This is a genomic window from Flavobacterium sp. YJ01 (genome assembly GCF_029320955.1).
Taxonomy (GTDB): Bacteria; Bacteroidota; Bacteroidia; order Flavobacteriales; family Flavobacteriaceae; genus Flavobacterium.
In genome coordinates this window covers 1617979-1634740 of record NZ_CP119757.1, presented here as the reverse complement: position 1 = coordinate 1634740, position 16762 = coordinate 1617979, and the positions used below count along the sequence as shown (strand labels likewise).

Annotated in this window: 14 protein-coding genes; 7 read left to right on the top strand and 7 right to left on the bottom strand. The window is 31.6% G+C overall.

The window, feature by feature from the left end:
- Positions 1 to 46: 46 nt before the first annotated feature.
- The 6 genes from P0R33_RS07250 to P0R33_RS07225 form a co-directional block, all read right to left on the bottom strand.
- Positions 47 to 967 (bottom strand): bifunctional helix-turn-helix transcriptional regulator/GNAT family N-acetyltransferase, encoded by a 921-nt coding sequence (locus tag P0R33_RS07250; protein WP_276174817.1) that lies wholly within the window; start codon positions 965 to 967, stop codon positions 47 to 49.
- Between the two features lie 94 nt (positions 968 to 1061).
- The gene (locus P0R33_RS07245; protein ID WP_276174816.1) at positions 1062 to 2666 is read right to left on the bottom strand and encodes a class I SAM-dependent methyltransferase; all 1605 of its coding nucleotides are present in this window, start codon (positions 2664 to 2666) and stop codon (positions 1062 to 1064) included.
- Between the two features lie 709 nt (positions 2667 to 3375).
- Positions 3376 to 4413: an FISUMP domain-containing protein gene (locus tag P0R33_RS07240; RefSeq protein WP_276174815.1), complete on the bottom strand. Its 1038-nt coding sequence runs from the start codon at positions 4411 to 4413 to the stop codon at positions 3376 to 3378.
- Between the two features lie 756 nt (positions 4414 to 5169).
- Entirely contained in the window at positions 5170 to 5547 is a 378-nt protein-coding gene (locus P0R33_RS07235) for a hypothetical protein (RefSeq protein ID WP_276174814.1), read from the bottom strand.
- A 541-nt stretch (positions 5548 to 6088) separates the two neighbouring features.
- Positions 6089 to 6445, bottom strand: a complete 357-nt coding sequence (locus tag P0R33_RS07230) for a response regulator (protein ID WP_276174813.1) — start codon at positions 6443 to 6445, stop codon at positions 6089 to 6091.
- A 688-nt stretch (positions 6446 to 7133) separates the two neighbouring features.
- Entirely contained in the window at positions 7134 to 7904 is a 771-nt protein-coding gene (locus P0R33_RS07225) for a response regulator transcription factor (RefSeq protein ID WP_276174812.1), read from the bottom strand.
- A gap of 116 nt (positions 7905 to 8020) precedes the next feature.
- On the opposite strand from P0R33_RS07225, the gene P0R33_RS07220 reads away from it, so the two are divergent.
- The 3 genes from P0R33_RS07220 to P0R33_RS07210 all read left to right on the top strand — a co-directional run bounded on the left by P0R33_RS07220 (position 8021) and on the right by P0R33_RS07210 (position 11039).
- Positions 8021 to 10033 (top strand): PAS domain S-box protein, encoded by a 2013-nt coding sequence (locus P0R33_RS07220; protein ID WP_276174811.1) that lies wholly within the window; start codon positions 8021 to 8023, stop codon positions 10031 to 10033.
- The gene (locus P0R33_RS07215; RefSeq protein ID WP_276174810.1) at positions 10020 to 10466 is read left to right on the top strand and encodes a response regulator; all 447 of its coding nucleotides are present in this window, start codon (positions 10020 to 10022) and stop codon (positions 10464 to 10466) included. The genes P0R33_RS07220 and P0R33_RS07215 overlap by 14 nt, the downstream gene beginning before the upstream one ends.
- 264 nt (positions 10467 to 10730) lie before the next feature.
- Positions 10731 to 11039 carry a helix-turn-helix transcriptional regulator gene (locus P0R33_RS07210; RefSeq protein WP_276174809.1) on the top strand — a complete coding sequence of 103 codons (309 nt, stop codon included), beginning with the start codon at positions 10731 to 10733 and terminating at the stop codon, positions 11037 to 11039.
- A gap of 111 nt (positions 11040 to 11150) precedes the next feature.
- On the opposite strand, the gene P0R33_RS07205 is transcribed toward P0R33_RS07210, so the two are convergent.
- Positions 11151 to 12542 (bottom strand): UDP-glucose 6-dehydrogenase, encoded by a 1392-nt coding sequence (locus P0R33_RS07205; protein ID WP_276174808.1) that lies wholly within the window; start codon positions 12540 to 12542, stop codon positions 11151 to 11153.
- 545 nt (positions 12543 to 13087) lie between these two features.
- On the opposite strand from P0R33_RS07205, the gene P0R33_RS07200 reads away from it, so the two are divergent.
- From P0R33_RS07200 to P0R33_RS07185, 4 genes are read left to right on the top strand one after another with little or no spacing between them, the layout of a single operon-like run.
- Positions 13088 to 13516 (top strand): adenylyltransferase/cytidyltransferase family protein, encoded by a 429-nt coding sequence (locus tag P0R33_RS07200; protein WP_276174807.1) that lies wholly within the window; start codon positions 13088 to 13090, stop codon positions 13514 to 13516.
- On the top strand, positions 13513 to 14517 hold the full coding sequence (locus P0R33_RS07195) for a mannose-1-phosphate guanylyltransferase (RefSeq protein WP_276174806.1): 1005 nt from the start codon (positions 13513 to 13515) through the stop codon (positions 14515 to 14517). Before P0R33_RS07200 ends, P0R33_RS07195 begins: the two co-directional genes overlap by 4 nt.
- 48 nt (positions 14518 to 14565) lie before the next feature.
- Positions 14566 to 15690, top strand: coding sequence for a GDP-mannose 4,6-dehydratase (gene gmd / locus P0R33_RS07190; protein WP_179002438.1), 1125 nt, complete (start codon positions 14566 to 14568; stop codon positions 15688 to 15690).
- Between the two features lie 7 nt (positions 15691 to 15697).
- On the top strand, positions 15698 to 16654 hold the full coding sequence (locus tag P0R33_RS07185) for a GDP-L-fucose synthase (protein WP_276175697.1): 957 nt from the start codon (positions 15698 to 15700) through the stop codon (positions 16652 to 16654).
- Positions 16655 to 16762 lie beyond the last annotated feature (108 nt).

Sequence of the window (16762 nt, the reverse complement as noted above, 5' to 3'; positions counted from 1 at the left end):
TATAAAAAAAACTCCAAAATCTATTTGAGTTTGGAGGCCTGTTTTTTTATCCTAATTTCAAATCATACCTTTCTTCGTTAAATGTTTTTCCCCATTCTTGAACTTCTGTAGATTCAGTAAGTTCAAATCCAGCTATTTTATACATTTGAAGTGCTTTATCTTGTAAACTAGTCGTTAGGAGAAATACATTTTTGAACTTTTTATCTTTACAGAAATCTACAGCTTCTGTCAAAAGTTTTTTTCCAATTCCTAATCCTCTAAATGAAGGATCTAAAAGAAACCATCTCAATTGTGCTTCTGTTTTAGATTGGTGCTGAATGGCGATGCAACCGACAATTTTGTTATTGTATTCTGCCATCCAGATTCTGTCGTTTTCTGGTGAATGATTTTCTAAGAATTTGTAAAAAGTTTTAATAACATATTTTTCAAAATCACTTGAAAAATTGGATTCATTGCCGTAAATAAATCCATGTAAATAAATGATGTAGCCAATATCTCCAGGCTTAATTTCATGACGATACGTAATGTCGCTTCGAGTAGGTTTGCTTTCAGATAAAAGGTTTTTTACAGTCAGCATTGAATTTACGAGATTCTTTTTTTCAAAGAAATTCAGTTTTTCGATTTGATCCTCAATTTTTTTATCAACTTTTGAATGTAACGAATTCAATAATTCTTTTCCAGAATTACTCAGTTCAATATTAATTGCACGTTTGTCTTCTTGCGAGGCAACTTTTAGAATAATATTTTCTTTTAAAAAATGTTTTAAAATTCGGCTTACGTAGCCTTTGTCAAGTTTTAAAATTTCAGTTATTTTTTGTGCTGTAATGTTTTCGCTTTCGCTGATTTCGTAAAGGATTCGGACTTCGGTTAAAGAATAATCGCTATCAAGATAATGCTGACTTAATATGTCTAAATGAGAAGTATAAAAGCGATTGAAACTTCTGATTGTTGAAGTTATAGTTTTCATAATTTTAAAATATTGCTTGATGCAAATATATAAAATTAGTTGCTTTTGTCAACTATGTTTTTTTAGTTTTAGAAATTTTTAAAATAATATTTTCTTATTTTCCTTTAAGTAAATTAATACTTACTGTAGCGATTTCAGAATCTGGAAAGCGCTTAAAAATAGATCTATCAGGAAATAATCCTGCTTCTGCGGCAATAGAATTAAAAACATCTATTTCAACAATATATTGATCAGAAAAGCCATGTGTAGCATCGTAAGCTGTCGCGGGTGTTTTTCCTAAATTGGTGGCTGTTAGATTTGGATTTATGGTATGCAATTCAATTAAAAGCAAACCGAATTTATAGACATAAGGCGACCATTTTTGTAAATGTTCTAAAAGATTATCTTCAACCATATTATTGCTAATTCTTTTTCCTTTGTAAGCAAATGCACCAGTAGATTTGCTGATTCTGTTATAATTAATTTGTTGCGGTTCTTGCCAGATTCGATTATGATCTAAAAAAGTTCTCACGTTGAGTAAATCTTTCAAATCAATATTGTAATTTTCTTTCAAATCGTGCGCTAATAGATCAGGTCTTCCAATATCTCCCCAAATTACTTTTGCCCAAATATCTGCTTTTATGAGATTTGCTCTGGTTACCTTTAGTGCGGTTTGATTATAATCTGCACCAACTAAAAACAACGGATATTCATCAAGCATTTTGCCTCGCAAAGTTTGCCTGTCAATAACTTCAAAAATGTGCTGTAAAAAGGCGCCGTTTCCGCAGCCCATATCTAGAATTCCTTTTGGTTGTTGGTCGATTGGTAAGTTAAAAAGTTTGATAAGAATTTCATCGACAACTTTAAAATAAGTATCATGAGCGCCACCACTTCCCCAAACGTTCATCTCGCGATCAACATGAATTTCGTTTTCTCCTTCTCTAGTTTTTAAAGTATCAGGATTGCCAAAAATCAATTCTTCGATTTTAGCAAAAGTTGGAAGATAAGAAACTGTAACACCATATGCGCTTGCTCTTTTGGCAAAAAACAAACCCGCTTCTGTAAACTGATAATTGCCTTTTTTTTCCAGAAACCAGCCAAGATGCACAAAAAAGTCTAATATTTTTTTGAAATTTTCTGGAAATTTATGGAATTCTTCAGGTCTGAAAGAAGTTTCCATAAAATACTTGTGAAACATTCCATTCATTGCCAGACGCACAATTGTTGGTCCGATTAAATAGCCTTCAGTGTGTTTTAAAATCTGATGTTGAATATTGGTTGTCGATAAATCATCTGAACTTTCAATTCCATATCCCTTTTTATATTTTTCAAAAATAAGATTCAGTTTTTCAAAAGGAGTATCTTCAAACAAACGCGGATGAAACTGAACCGACATTTGAAGCAGTTCGACAACATCTTCGTACAGATGAAACAATGAAAAAGCTATTTCTGTTTTTTCATTTACTGAAATTGTAATTTCTTGTGCTTTATTATCTACTTCATAATCCAAAAATCCCTGAGAAGCTAGAACTCTCAATCCGACATTTAAATAGCCTTCATTTGCTTTAAAAGCTGTTGTAAGTTCTGATAATTTTGTTTTTTCTTTTTTTAAAATAAACTTTAAGACTAATTTATTTTTTAGAGCTATTGCTACTGGAGCAACAACTAATCCGTCAAGATGTCTGAAAATGGAACTTAAAAGTTGTGATTTATCGTTCATAATACAAGAATGAAGGTTACCTTAAAAATAATGATTTTTTTTAAGTTCGCTGTTAAAATATATCTTGGATTATGATTTTTGAGGGAAGTAATTTTTAGCTTTTTAGAAACGAGATTTTAGAATTAAAATTTTTAATTTTTTATTCTAAAGTTTTTTGACTTGAGCTCTCGGTTGAAAATGGTCATATTTAATGTCTTTAAGAATCGTTTTTAATAAAAAAAAACCTCAATAAAAATATTGAGGTTTTAAATTCTTGCGGAGAAAGAGGGATTCGAACAAAACCTTAACATCCCGCTTTTATACTGCATTTCTAATATTTTCTAACTACTGCGCCACGATTCTGCCATCAGGATTTTCGCTATTTTTATAAATATTGAAACTTCTAGATTGGTTTAAATCCGTTTAAATTGACGTTATAATTCTGAATTAATTTAAAGACAAAGGTACATTTTTTTATGATAAATAGTTTTATGTAATTTTGAAGCTGTTTAAGTTAATAAATTGAGCAATCGTTTATAGTAAATTTGTAGCAAAAAAGGTTTTCATTCCATCTGTAATCGTAAAGCTTGACAACTGAGATCTTTTTTTAGGCTTTTTTACAAACTAGTACTGTTTTTTTTTAGGGTCTGGGTTAAGAATCAGAACTATAGCCCTTTATCCAATATTTGTAAAAATATAAATTTTCAAAAAATATTGGAAAAAAATAAAATTATAATTGCTTTATACAGCGAATATAGCAGCCAGGAACTCTTTCTCCTTCCCAATAATCACATTTTAGACCGCTATTATCGGATTCAAGAGTGAAAAATATATTTGCCTTATTTTGCTCTGCGGACTTTGTGGTAGTCCACCATCCGCTACGATAACCAAAATCCTGACTTGGTGAAAAGCCGCCTCTTGAGAAGTCACACGGGCATGCATTAAATTGACTTGAGTTATTTCCTGCAATTGCTTTCCATTTATCATTCATCAGCTTATTAGGGGCTTTGGCATCGCCGCCCAGATAATTTACAAGAAGTTTGTAATCATCAACAGAAGGAATAATCCATCCTTTTGGAGCTAAACCTCGTTTATCATTTACGGCAAAGGTATTATATTGATAGCCACAATTTGACTGTTCTTTAAAATCTTGCAAATCCATATAAGCAGGCTTACCTTGAGTTAAATAATCTATCCATTGCTCTTTTGTTTTTGCCTGCGGTATAGGATCTCCATTTTGAAATCTTGTAACTTTAATATTTTGTGTTGACCACTCTTGATTACCAATCTTTACTGAGGTAATTATTTCGGATGAAGCGTTGTAAATTTCTTTTAAAATACCTGAATTTGTTGAATTGCAGCTAAAAATAAAATTTGTTGGGTTAATGTTGTTACTTCGTTTTAAACATTCCTTAACTGCGATTTCATCTGCTTGCTCCTTAGTTATACCTGTTCCCCATCCGAAAGCTGTTCCATTTTTTGCATCGACGGTTCTATAAGCTGCGCATCCGGTTCCTGAATAACTAAGAACGATAGTGCAGTTTCCTCCCTTTTTTACGCATTCATCGACAGCTTTTTTTTCAGCTTCCGCTAATGTTTGATAATCATTTGACCATCCATAATAAAAGCCATTGTTTCTATCGATAGCAAGTGCACCAAATTTTGTGGCTGTTTTTATTGATGTTGTTGCCTTTACGTTTTTTTTTACTTGAGCCGACGTACACAACGTTATAATTAATAATAACAGCATAAGAGGATTTTTTTTCATTTTAAATTACTTTTTTTGTGATTAATTTTTTATAAAATGTAAGGAAAATTGTTTGTTTTCAATTACTTAGAAACTTTATGAAGATACTGAAAATTTAAAGTTAATATGAGTAGTTCGTTTAAATTTTATAGTAATAAATTTAAAATTTCCACATTCTTAAATAATAGACGTATATAAATTTATGTATATTGAAAATTCTTTAACTTGTTTTTAAATTCTTTTAAAGATGCTTATAAAGCACCTTCGTCTGCAAATGAATAATAGGGTTGAAGATGGATTTTAAAGAAGCGGACGGAAGCGACAAGTAACTTCATCTAATCATGAAAAATTAAATTGATTGTGAAACTCTTTAATTGTCAAATTTCCAAGTGTGGAATGTCTCCTTATAGTGTTGTAGAAATTTTCTATATAGTTATGAATTGACTTTCTGGCTTGTTTTCTGTTTTTGCATTTATGACGATATATTAATTCTGTTTTTAGTGTTTTGAAAAACTCTCCGCCACTGCATTATCATAGCAGTTTCCTTTCCAGTTCATGCTCTGCTTGATCTGGATGTTTTTTGATAGTGCGCAAAAAAAGATTCTGCAGGAATATTGGATTCCCCAGTCCGAATGAAATATAAGGGCCTGGTATAAAACTAAAGGCCGATTAATCATGGCTTTTCTTAAAGCCGCGAAGCTGGTGTCGATTGCTTTCAGGGTTTCGCTTAATGACCAGCCTATAACTTTTCGGTCAAACAGGTCTATGACTTTGATTTTAAAGTCTATGCAATTGTTTTAAGTGATTAATTAGATTTTCTGCATCTTTGCTTAATTTTTTCTCTACATCAATTTTTATGAAATCATTTTTTCGAATAATAATGATCTTATGCTGTCTTAATTTTAGATTTAAGCAGATAATTGTAAGTATGAATATAATTAATGCAACTATTCCTGATTTTTCTGTAAAGTTGGAGATATTAAAAAATACAATTGCAATTAATAAAGCGGTATAATTTGAAAAGTATGTTTTTCTTTTAATAAATCTAATTTTACTGATGTTTTTTAAATGAATAGTTTTCTTTTGATTTAAAATAATCAGTCTTACTTTATCATTATAAATTTCTCCAAAATCGTTCTGATAAATATGCTGCATAATGATTGTAATTAGTTTTTACTGCAGTTTTATACAAAATTGGAGAATATTTTGTAGCAACTGGTTTTAAACATTTTATATTTTATTAATTGTCTGCATTAGGAAAGATTATTTAATACTTCTAAATCATTTACATTTATAGTTCAATTACTGGCTTTTTCGCCAGTAATTGAATTCTATATTTATTTAGTCGGTTATTGGTGGTAATAACCGGCTTTCAGATTATTGATAAATGATTCAATTTACCCTCAGCAGAATAAAATTAGGAATCATAAACTTCCCCCAAAAAAGTTTATCAACAATTACAAATTTGATAATGTTTGTTGGTTTTTATAGAACTATAAAGAAGTAAGATATTCTTTATCGTGAAATTACTTCCTTTTAAAGACTTTGCTAGGTCTTTTTGATTAAATCTAAAGAGGGGATGGAATTGGAAACCAGCAAAGACATATTTTTTGTAGATGGGACAGTGATAATGCTGATGAAATTTTCTAAAATCAGTCGAGTAAAAAAGGTAGGTTAAATGTTATTTTAAAAAAAATTAAAGATTATACTCTATAAGTTCTTTTAATTCCCTAAATACAAATGGCTTTTTTAAAAATTGCTTTACTCCTAAACTGACCCCCATTGCTTTATCTTTCGACTCTATTTCTGCTGAAAGGAATATAACAGGTGTACTAGCATAATCAGATTCAATATGCTGCTCCATAAAACCATAGCCATCAAGTTTGGGCATCATAATATCGCAAAGTATAATATCAGGTTGAAATTCTTTTACTTTCTTTAATCCATCCCTTCCGTCTTCTGCCTCACAAACAATGTGTCCAACAAAAGAAAGCAATTCGCAAATTGTAATTCGTAATGTTTCTTCATCATCAATGATTAATATTTTCGCCATATTCCTTTTACTTTTTTCTTTGGTAGTTTCAGTTCTATGCAGACTTGTGAATTAAATACGAGGAACGACTTCTTTTGGATTATTAGAAAATCCAAATAATCAAAGAACTCCTTTAAAAAAATTAAGAATACATATTTTTTTCTAGTGTATTAATAAATTTAAATATAGCGTATAAAGTATTGGAGTGTGAGGGGTATAGTAACTAATTGCATTTAGGAATAAACTAATATCTGAAAATTTATATTGGTTTATTCTTAAATGCTACGTAAACTTAGAGTAATAATTTAAAAATACAAAAGAAAAAGTTAAATTATTGCTTTTCAATTGTAATAATTATATCACAAATTTTGTTTGAATTTTGTATAACATAGTTGTAAAATGTTAGATTTTTATAGGTTTTGATGAGAAAAATAGAATAGAACACGTATTTTAAAGGTCTTTTAGATAATAAGATGCCTTGTTTTAAAAGCAGCTTTATAGATCTAAATAAGAGATTTGTTGTAGTAAATCCATGCGGATTCGTATGGAATTCAGAAAATATAGATTAAAATTTCTCTTATCATGAAATTTAAAAACGAATTATTAAGATAAGCTTGATAAGTTTTAATTACGATAGGAAAAAATACACTGTTATAATTTATGCTTTGAATAGGCTGCTTTTATTTTTTTTTAATGAATAAGTAAATTGTTAAACACTTTCTGTTTCTATAGATTTTATGAAATCCCGAGGAGTAGTATTAAGATATAATTTAAAACTTGTGGAAAAATAAGATAATGAACTAAATCCGGTTTGGTCAACTATGTATTTGATATTTCTTTCGCCGGAATGAATTAGTTTAACAGCATAGTCGAGTCTAAATTCTCTGATATATTGACTTGCATTTTTATGAGTTAATTTACGTACTCTTTTGTCGAGGGTGGATTTGCTGATGGCAAGATCTCTGGCAAGCTCATTCATGTCAATATTGGTTTTCATTTTTTGAATTAAAATTTCGTTTAATGAAGTAATGAAATCTTTTTCAGAGAGCTTAATTGTAATTTTAGAAAATGGATCTGGGCTGAATTTTTTTTCAATGTTGTTTTTAAGAAAGATTAGATTGTTGATTTTATAGATTAATTCTTGAACTTTGAAAGGTTTTATAATAAAATCAGTAACGCCATTTTTGAGCTGTTTAAATTTTAAATCGTCGTCAATATTGGCAGTAATCATAATAAAGGGAATTACATTAAAGTTATTGTTTTTGCGAATTTTAAAAAACAGTTCCTCTCCATTTAAATTAGGCATCAGCATATCACAAATGATTATATCAGGTATATTTTTATTCAAATAAAACAGAGCTTCCACGCTGTCTTTGAAAAATAGGACATCAAAATTATTTAATTTTAATATTTCTGAGATCGTGGATCCCAGTACTATATCATCTTCAATTATAGTTATTTTAGTTGCTTGTTTTGTCATCGGTTTAATTTATTTTAAATCATTACGGTTATTTTTTAGATTATCAGTATTATTTTGAAAATAAAACATAAAATGTAATACTTTTAGTTTCTTATTTGAAAAATTGATAAAAAGAGATGAAAAAACTACTGTCGCATATTTCTAAAATCAATAATCATCTATTGGAATGCTCTACAATAGATGACGCTTTAAATTTGTGCATTAGAGATATTGGTTTAGAACATAACATGGATAGATGTTACATTCTAAAAAATAAAAATAATAGCGATCTGTTAGGTTTTGATTATGCTTACGCTTACGAATGGTGTAACAATGGTATAACATCTTATATTCATCATTTTGATCTGAGCAAAAGTCTTATAAATGCTTTATTTTCTCTGGATACAATTTTATCCAGAGATAAATTGAGGTTTGGGATAGGTAAAGATATTGATAATAACTTATTAAAAAAGATTTTCGAAATACGCGGTGTTAAATCTTATTTTTTTGCGCCAATTTTTTACGACAATGTATTCTGGGGTTGGATTGGACTTGAAGACTGCACCAATGAACGGATTTGGGAAGAGGATGAAATTTCGGTGTTACAGACCATCATAAAAAGCTTAGGAATTCGTCTTAGCCAAATTGCAACTGAGTCAAAATTAGAGAGAACTATAGAAAATTTTAATTTTTTTATGTCAAGCTCAAGTCAAGCGATGTGGGAATTTGATATTGAAACTAAAAAAACAAATTTTAGTTTGAATTGGTTCGGAATTATAGGATATACTTCTGAGGAAATTCATGAAATTCCTAATTTCTGGGAAAAAATTTTTTCTGCAGCTGATTATGACAAGATTTTTAATGATTTTAAAAAATTTGTATCTGGAAAATTGGAGCGCTTTGAAGGAAACACACAAATTATTCATAAGAATGGACACTCTATTTCAGCACGATACTCGGGTTTGCTAAAACTAAATAAAAATGGAATTCCCAAAAAAGTTATAGGGACATATATGGATATTAGCGAACTGGTAGAAAAAGAGAAACAAGTGCTATTGTCTGAAGCAAAATTTAGGTTTATTGCCGAAAATACCACAGACTTAATCTGCCAGCATTCAAAAGAAGGAAATTTACTTTATGTCTCCAGTTTGTCTAATGACATAATAGGGTATAAGTTTGAAGAGTTGATTAATAAATCTCCTTGGGATTTTATTCATCAAAAAGACTTGGATAATATTAGGAAATATTATCATTCGATTGTCAAAAATAAGGAAATTGAAACCATCACATTTCGGCTTAGGAAAAATGATGGCACCTATATCTGGCTGGAAACGGCAACAAAAGTGATGATGGATTCAGAAAAAAATATTATAGGATTTCAAACTTCCAGTAGAGATATAACCAAGCGTATAAAAGCTGATAAAGAAATGAAAGCGGCCTTTTTAAAAGAAAGGGAGTTCAATGAATTAAAATCTAACTTTGTTTCTATTGCTTCACATCAATTCAGAACTCCATTGACTGTTATTTATTCTAATGCTGAACTTTTAGAGTTAAAGATAAATCATCATGAAAAAGGTCTTTCCAATGATTGCAATGTTATTATTTCTAGAATAAAAAATGAGGTGGAGAGAATGACTGAACTAATGAATAATATTTTAGTCTTTGGAAAACAGGAAGCAAAAAAAATTGAAAAAATAATCCAACCAATAGATCTTAATGAGTTTATTGAAACGCTTACAAAGACCTATTTTAATAAGGATGACGGTGCAAAAATCAAAGTAACAAAGAAAGGAGTAAAGAGAATCCTTTTTACTGATGAGTCATTAATTGTCCATATCCTTACAAATGTCATCAATAATGCATTTAAATACTCAGAGGGAAAACCAGATCCGGAACTGATTATTAGTTACCTAGAAAATACAATTGAGATACAGGTCATTGATTATGGTATGGGAATACCTAAAAAAGATATTCCAAATTTATTTACTTCATTTTTCAGAGCTTCTAATACCAGCTCAATAATTGGTTCTGGATTAGGCTTAGTTATTGTAAAACAGTTTACGGAATTTTTAAACGGGACTGTAGAATTAAAAACCAAAGAAAATTTTGGAACAACAATTAAATTGACATTTCCTTATGAACACCAATAAAATTCTACTTGTAGACGATGAGCCAAATGTTAGAGAAACCATAAAGGAACTTTTGGTTTTTAAAAATTATGATGTCAGAACTGTGGCAAATGGGCGGGAAGCTCTGGATATGCTAGAATATTGGATGCCGGATTTAATTCTATGCGATATGGTTATGCCAGTTATGAATGGGACTGAACTGCATGAAAATATTAGAAACAATAAATCTTGGAGTATCATTCCTTTTATTTTTTTATCGGCAAAAAATGAAATTGATTTAATACAGCAATGTATGCTGGATGGAGCGGATGGGTTTCTAACTAAACCATTTAAAATAAATGAATTAACGCTTATAGTTGTCGCAGGTCTTGAAAGATTTGAAAAAAAACAAAACATCAGAAATAATTTACAGATATTTAAAAAAAAAAGACTTTCTCAGTTAAGTAAATACTGATCTTGATTTAATTTATTTCAGGACAAGTTAGTAGAATTACAGAGGTTTACCGTTCTTAAATTTTCTTTTGAAATAATATCCGAAGCTGTTATTTTAATTCTATACCATTTTTTTTTAAACAGTGCGTACTATTTTAGTTTTCGGAATGGTGTTTTTATTTATTTGTTCCTGTAAATAAACGGTTGAGGAATTTTACTATTATTAAATATATTAAATCAAATTATGAACAAAATTGTTTCACAGAATATCAGGACCATAAGGGAAATGAAAAATCTTACCAGAGATTTTGTCGCTGGTGAATTGGACATGACTTATAGTGGTTACGGTAAAATTGAAAGAGGTGAAATTGATATAACAATTTCTAAAATATCCAAACTGGCAGATATTTTTGGAATTTCAATTTCTGATTTATTATTTTTTGACGTATCATATTTTTTTAATAATGATGCAGAGGATAAATTTGATGGACAATCTGGAAGTGTCAGTAATTCTGGTGTAAAAACCTTGAGAATGCCAAACAGTAGAGTTTTGGATTTTCAGGTAAAAAAAGTTAAAAATAACGGAGAACTTTAAGTTGTAAGTTTAAGGAAAACCACTGAAAAAATGAGGCGGTTTTTTGCTATTGATTTGGAAGATGAAAGAGACTGTTCATGATAGAGCAGTCTCTTTTTTTATTCGCTTGGCTTAAGATCCTATTGCTTGATAGATAAAGCCAATTTTTTGCATTTCTGTTTTGTTTAGTATGTTTCTTCCATCAAAAACAAAAGCAGGTTTCTGCATGGCTTTATAGATTCTCTGCCAGTCATAATCAACAAATTCTTCCCATTCCGTAAGCACAGCTATAGCATGAGCTCCTAGGCAAGCATCATAAGGATTTTCAAAAGATTTTGTACTTTTTGCATTTTCTGCAGCTGATCTGGTTTCTAAATAATCCAAGTCAGCTAAAATTTTCTTTTGGTTTACTTTAGGATCGTAAACACAAATACGAGCCTGCTCATTTATTAAATCGTCTGCTATATAAATGGCTGCAGATTCTCTCGTATCATTAGTGTCTTTTTTAAAGGCCCAGCCTAAAAAAGTAATTTTCTTGCCTGCAACGGTGTTGTAAAGTGTTTTTACAATTCTGTCGGAAAATCTTTTTTTCTGATGGTCATTCATTATAATTACCTGTTCCCAGTAATCTGCTGTTTCATTCAATCCATAGGATTTAGCAATATAAACTAAGTTCAAAATGTCTTTTTTGAAGCAAGAGCCACCAAATCCAACTGAGGCTTTAAGAAATTTTGATCCAATTCTGGAATCCATTCCTATAGCCCGAGCGACTTCGTTTATATCGGCTCCTGTTTTTTCACAGAGTTCAGATAAAGCATTGATCGATGATATTCGCTGTGCTAAAAATGCATTGGCAGTCAATTTTGATAATTCTGATGACCATACATTTGTAGTTACTATTTTGTCCTGCGGGACCCAGTTTGCATATATATCGACTAAGGTTTGTATGGCTTTTTGCCCTTCAGGTGTGTGATCGCCTCCAATTAAAATGCGGTCGGGATTCAACAAGTCAGAAATTGCGGTTCCTTCGGCAAGAAATTCAGGATTAGATAAAATTTGGAATTGGACACCATTACCTGTATTATCAAGAATACTCTTAATAGCTTCAGCAGTTCGTACAGGAAGTGTTGACTTTTCTACTACGATTTTATTGTCTTTTGCCACTTTTGCAATTTGTCTGGCGCATAATTCAATGTATTTTAAATCTGCCGCCATTCCTTTTCCTTTTCCATAATTTTTTGTGGGAGTGTTTACAGAGATGAATATAATTTGAGCTTCTTCGATTGCCTTTTCCACGTCATTTGAAAAAAACAAGTTTTTCCCTCTTGTTTCTGCTACAACACTACTTAATCCAGGTTCAAATATTGGTATATTATCTGTATTTTCATCATTCCAGGCATCAATTCGTTCCTGATTTAAATCGACTACTGTAATTTTGAGGTGGGGGCATTTTTGTGCTATAACTGCCATGGTAGGTCCGCCGACATATCCGGCTCCAATGCAGCATATTTTAGTGATTTCCATTTGATCTGTTTTATAGTTTTTAAATTATTCTGAAAGGATATTTTCCTGATTATTTAATGTGCTATTTTTTTTAATAAGGAGTAGTTTCTTTCGATGAGTAGCTTTTTACCACTGTATTTATGAAAGAGTCAATCGTTTTATTTTCTTACTCTCGAAGTAATAACGATGCATCATTTTAAAGCTTATAAAAGTAATTTCTGTCGTATTTTTTTTGCTTCCTTTAAAGAGTTATATGTTCCAAAATTTGGTTTTATTGTCTTTCATAGTTTCTGTGTTGCCCTTTCGTTTGTAGTAATTTTGTTGCTGTAGAGTTTTAGTTTTTTGATTCTTTGGAAGAAGAAAATGATGAGATTTGGAATGCTATTTCCAAGTGTTTTCTGCAAGAATTATCAACTCTGTATTTTGTCATTTAGAATATTTTTTAGGTAGTTAAAATGTAATTATCTACGGGGAACCCTTGTTCAATTTATTTTTTAATTGTTTTCTGCATGTTTTACCTACGTTCATACAAAAACAGTTTTTCTATATTTTAATCTAAACCAATTATGAAAACAGGAATAACATTTAGTGCCTTTGATCTGCTTCATGCGGGTCATATTAAAATGCTGGAAGAAGCAAAATTAAATTGTGATTATCTTATTGTTGGACTGCAGACTGATCCAACTCTTGACCGACCAGAGAAGAACAAACCGAGTCAGTCAGTTGTAGAACGTTACATCCAGCTCAAAGGATGCAAATTTGTAGATGAAATAGTTCCGTATGCTACAGAACAAGATTTAAAGGATATCCTACAGTCTTTTCAAATTGATGTTCGTTTTTTAGGAGACGAATATAAAGACAGAGATTTTACAGGTAGAGCTTATTGTGAAGAAAAAGGAATAGAGTTCTATTTTAACACACGACATCATCGTTTTTCAAGCAGCGGTCTTCGCAGAGAAGTTTTTCAATTGGAACTTTTAAACGGAAATAAATGATTGCAGCAAGTAATATCGTTCATGTTGTTTTAACGGGGGGAGTAGGCAGCAGATTATGGCCTCTTTCCCGTAAAACAAAACCAAAACAGTATCTTGATTTGTTTGACGGATGCTCCCTTTTGGAAATGACAATTGACAGAAATAAAAGCATCGCCAATAGATTAATCATTGTTGGCAACGTAGAAAATCATTCGTTGAGCTGTAAAGTGATGGAGAAATTTTCTCTTGAGCATTCGCATATTGTTGAGGCTGCGCCGAGAAATACCGCTGCAGCGATTGCTTTTGCCGCTTTTCAGTCTAAAGAAGAAGATGTTTTAATTGTTACGCCTTCAGATCATATTATTAATGGAGAAGAAGAGTATTTGGTAGCACTAAAACAAGCAGTCGAAATTGCAGAGAATAATTATCTAGTCACTTTTGGCATCAAGCCATCAAAGCCTGAAACTGGATATGGTTACATTGAGTTTGAAGGAAATCATGTATTGGCTTTTCATGAAAAACCTAGTTTAGATAAGGCTTCAGATTTTTTAGACCAAGGCAATTTTTATTGGAACAGTGGTCTTTTTTGTTTTAAAGCGGGAGTCTTTCTTCAGGAACTTCAAAAGCAGGAACCAGAAGTTTACAGCAGGGCAAGAACAGCTTGGGAAGCCAATGATTCAGGATTTTTAGATTTTGATTTGTCTATGCAGATTCCTTCCATTAGTATTGATTATGCTGTTATGGAACGCAGTTCTAATATAAAAGTTGTGGCTTCACAGTTTGACTGGTCAGATCTTGGATCGTTTGAATCAGTTTATGATTATTTAGTGAAAAAAGGGCATCAAGCTGACGCTAACGGAAATATTCTAATTGGATCAGCCATACACACTTCTTTTATTGGAGTAGAAAACTGCCTTTTAGTTCATACTCCCGATGCTTTTTTGGTAGTAAAAAAAGAAAATTCTCAAGAGGTAAAACAAGTTTATCAAGAATTGGAAGCTGCTAATTCTCCACTGCTTTAGAATATAAGCAGCAGTTAAAAACAAAATTATTACAACATCAAAAATATTATGACCAATACACCAAAAATAGCTTTAATAACCGGAGTTACAGGACAGGACGGCGCTTACTTAAGTGAATTTTTACTTAAAAAAAATTACATAGTTCACGGACTTAAAAGACGCTCTTCTTTATTTAATACAGACCGAATCGATCATTTATACCAGGATCCGCATGTAGACAATCAGCGTTTTATACTTCATTACGGTGAGATGACTGACAGCACCAATTTAATTCGTCTGATTCAGGAAATACAGCCAGATGAGATTTATAATCTTGCAGCGATGAGCCATGTTCAGGTATCTTTTGAAGTGCCAGAGTACACGGGTAACGCTGACGGATTAGGAACTTTAAGAATTTTAGATGCTGTTCGTTTATTAGGATTGGAAAAAAAGACGCGTATTTATCAGGCTTCTACATCTGAATTGTATGGAAAAGTGCAGGAAGTGCCTCAGACAGAAAAGACACCATTTTATCCACGTTCTCCTTATGCAGTGGCAAAAATGTATGCCTACTGGATTACAGTGAATTACAGAGAAGCTTATGGTATGTATGCCTGCAACGGAATTCTATTTAATCATGAATCGCCAATTCGCGGTGAAACTTTTGTAACCAGAAAAATTACCCGTGCAGTATCGCGCATTGCGTTAGGATTACAGGAAAAGTTTTATTTAGGAAATCTGGATGCCCAAAGAGACTGGGGACACGCCAAGGATTATGTACGTATGATGTGGATGATTCTTCAAGCCGATGAACCAGAAGATTGGGTAATTGCTACAGGAACAACTACAACAGTTCGTGATTTTGTTAAGATGAGTTTTGCTTATGTTGGGGTGGAAATTGAATTTAAAGGTAGCGGTGTTGATGAAAAAGCTTACGTAGCTGCATGTAATAATCCTGATTTTCAAATAGAAATCGGAAAAGAAATCTTAGCGGTAAATCCTCGTTATTTCCGTCCTACAGAGGTGGAATTACTAATTGGAGATGCGACAAAAGCGAACACAAAATTAGGATGGGTGCCTGAATATAATTTACAGGATTTAGTAAATGATATGATGCAGTCTGATATAAAAATAATGCAGAAAGACCATCATTTAGAAGAAGCAGGATATCAAACAATGAACTACTACGAGTAAAATGAATATAGATAAAACTTCCAAAATATACATTGCAGGTCATCGCGGCATGGTCGGATCTGCAGTATGGAGAGCGTTGGAAAACGAAGGTTATCAAAATTTAATCGGACAGTCAAGTAGTGAGTTGGATCTACGTGACCAACAGGCGGTTCAGGCATTTTTTGAAAAAGAGAAACCGAAGGCAGTTATAGATGCAGCGGCAAAAGTGGGAGGGATTTTGGCAAACAATAATTATCCCTATCAATTTATTATGGAGAACATGCAGATTCAGAATAATTTAATTGATACTGCTTTAAAGTCAGGAATAGAGAAATTTATTTTTCTTGGCAGTTCTTGTATTTATCCTAAAATAGCACCACAGCCTATTCAGGAAGATTATTTATTAACAGCAGCATTGGAGCCAACTAATGAATGGTATGCTCTGGCTAAAATTTCGGGCATCAAAGCTTGTCAGGCTGTTCGTAAAGAATTTGATAAAGACTATGTAAGCCTAATGCCTACTAATTTGTATGGGATTCATGATAATTTTGATTTAAAAAGCTCGCATGTTTTACCTGCTATGATCAGAAAATTTCATGAAGCTAAGGAAAATGATCATGCAGCAGTAACACTTTGGGGAACAGGCAATCCTATGAGAGAGTTCCTTCATGCAGACGATATGGCCAAAGCTGTAGTGTTTGCCTTAGAAAACAGACTTCCGGATTATTTATACAATGTTGGATCTGGACAAGATTTAAGTATCAAAGAACTGGCATTGATGATTCAAAGCATTGTAGGACATAAAGGTAAAATTATCTGGGATGATTCTATGCCTGATGGTACACCTCGAAAATTGATGGATAGTTCAAAAATGCAACAGTTAGGTTGGAAACAACAGATTCATCTTAAAGATGGAATTGCAAAAACTTACGAATGGTTTTTGGCCAATGCTGAAAATATAAAAGAAGTTTCAATCGGCCTGTAATTGAATTATGTGTTTCGTTTAGCTGTTCCTTATAAATTATGAGAATACATTTTAAAATAAAGAATTAAAATAAAAGTGAAAACTAATCATTTTCCGTTCTTAAACCGC

Excerpts from the sequence above, each read along its gene's own strand:
- P0R33_RS07250 (WP_276174817.1), bottom strand. The coding sequence starts at position 967 with ATGAAAACTATAACTTCAACAATCAGAAGTTTCAATCGCTTTTATACT.
- P0R33_RS07245 (WP_276174816.1), bottom strand. The coding sequence starts at position 2,666 with ATGAACGATAAATCACAACTTTTAAGTTCCATTTTCAGACATCTTGAC.
- P0R33_RS07240 (WP_276174815.1), bottom strand. The coding sequence starts at position 4,413 with ATGAAAAAAAATCCTCTTATGCTGTTATTATTAATTATAACGTTGTGT.
- P0R33_RS07235 (WP_276174814.1), bottom strand. The coding sequence starts at position 5,547 with ATGCAGCATATTTATCAGAACGATTTTGGAGAAATTTATAATGATAAA.
- P0R33_RS07230 (WP_276174813.1), bottom strand. The coding sequence starts at position 6,445 with ATGGCGAAAATATTAATCATTGATGATGAAGAAACATTACGAATTACA.
- P0R33_RS07225 (WP_276174812.1), bottom strand. The coding sequence starts at position 7,904 with ATGACAAAACAAGCAACTAAAATAACTATAATTGAAGATGATATAGTA.
- P0R33_RS07220 (WP_276174811.1), top strand. The coding sequence starts at position 8,021 with ATGAAAAAACTACTGTCGCATATTTCTAAAATCAATAATCATCTATTG.
- P0R33_RS07215 (WP_276174810.1), top strand. The coding sequence starts at position 10,020 with ATGAACACCAATAAAATTCTACTTGTAGACGATGAGCCAAATGTTAGA.
- P0R33_RS07210 (WP_276174809.1), top strand. The coding sequence starts at position 10,731 with ATGAAAAATCTTACCAGAGATTTTGTCGCTGGTGAATTGGACATGACT.
- P0R33_RS07205 (WP_276174808.1), bottom strand. The coding sequence starts at position 12,542 with ATGGAAATCACTAAAATATGCTGCATTGGAGCCGGATATGTCGGCGGA.
- P0R33_RS07200 (WP_276174807.1), top strand. The coding sequence starts at position 13,088 with ATGAAAACAGGAATAACATTTAGTGCCTTTGATCTGCTTCATGCGGGT.
- P0R33_RS07195 (WP_276174806.1), top strand. The coding sequence starts at position 13,513 with ATGATTGCAGCAAGTAATATCGTTCATGTTGTTTTAACGGGGGGAGTA.
- gmd (WP_179002438.1), top strand. The coding sequence starts at position 14,566 with ATGACCAATACACCAAAAATAGCTTTAATAACCGGAGTTACAGGACAG.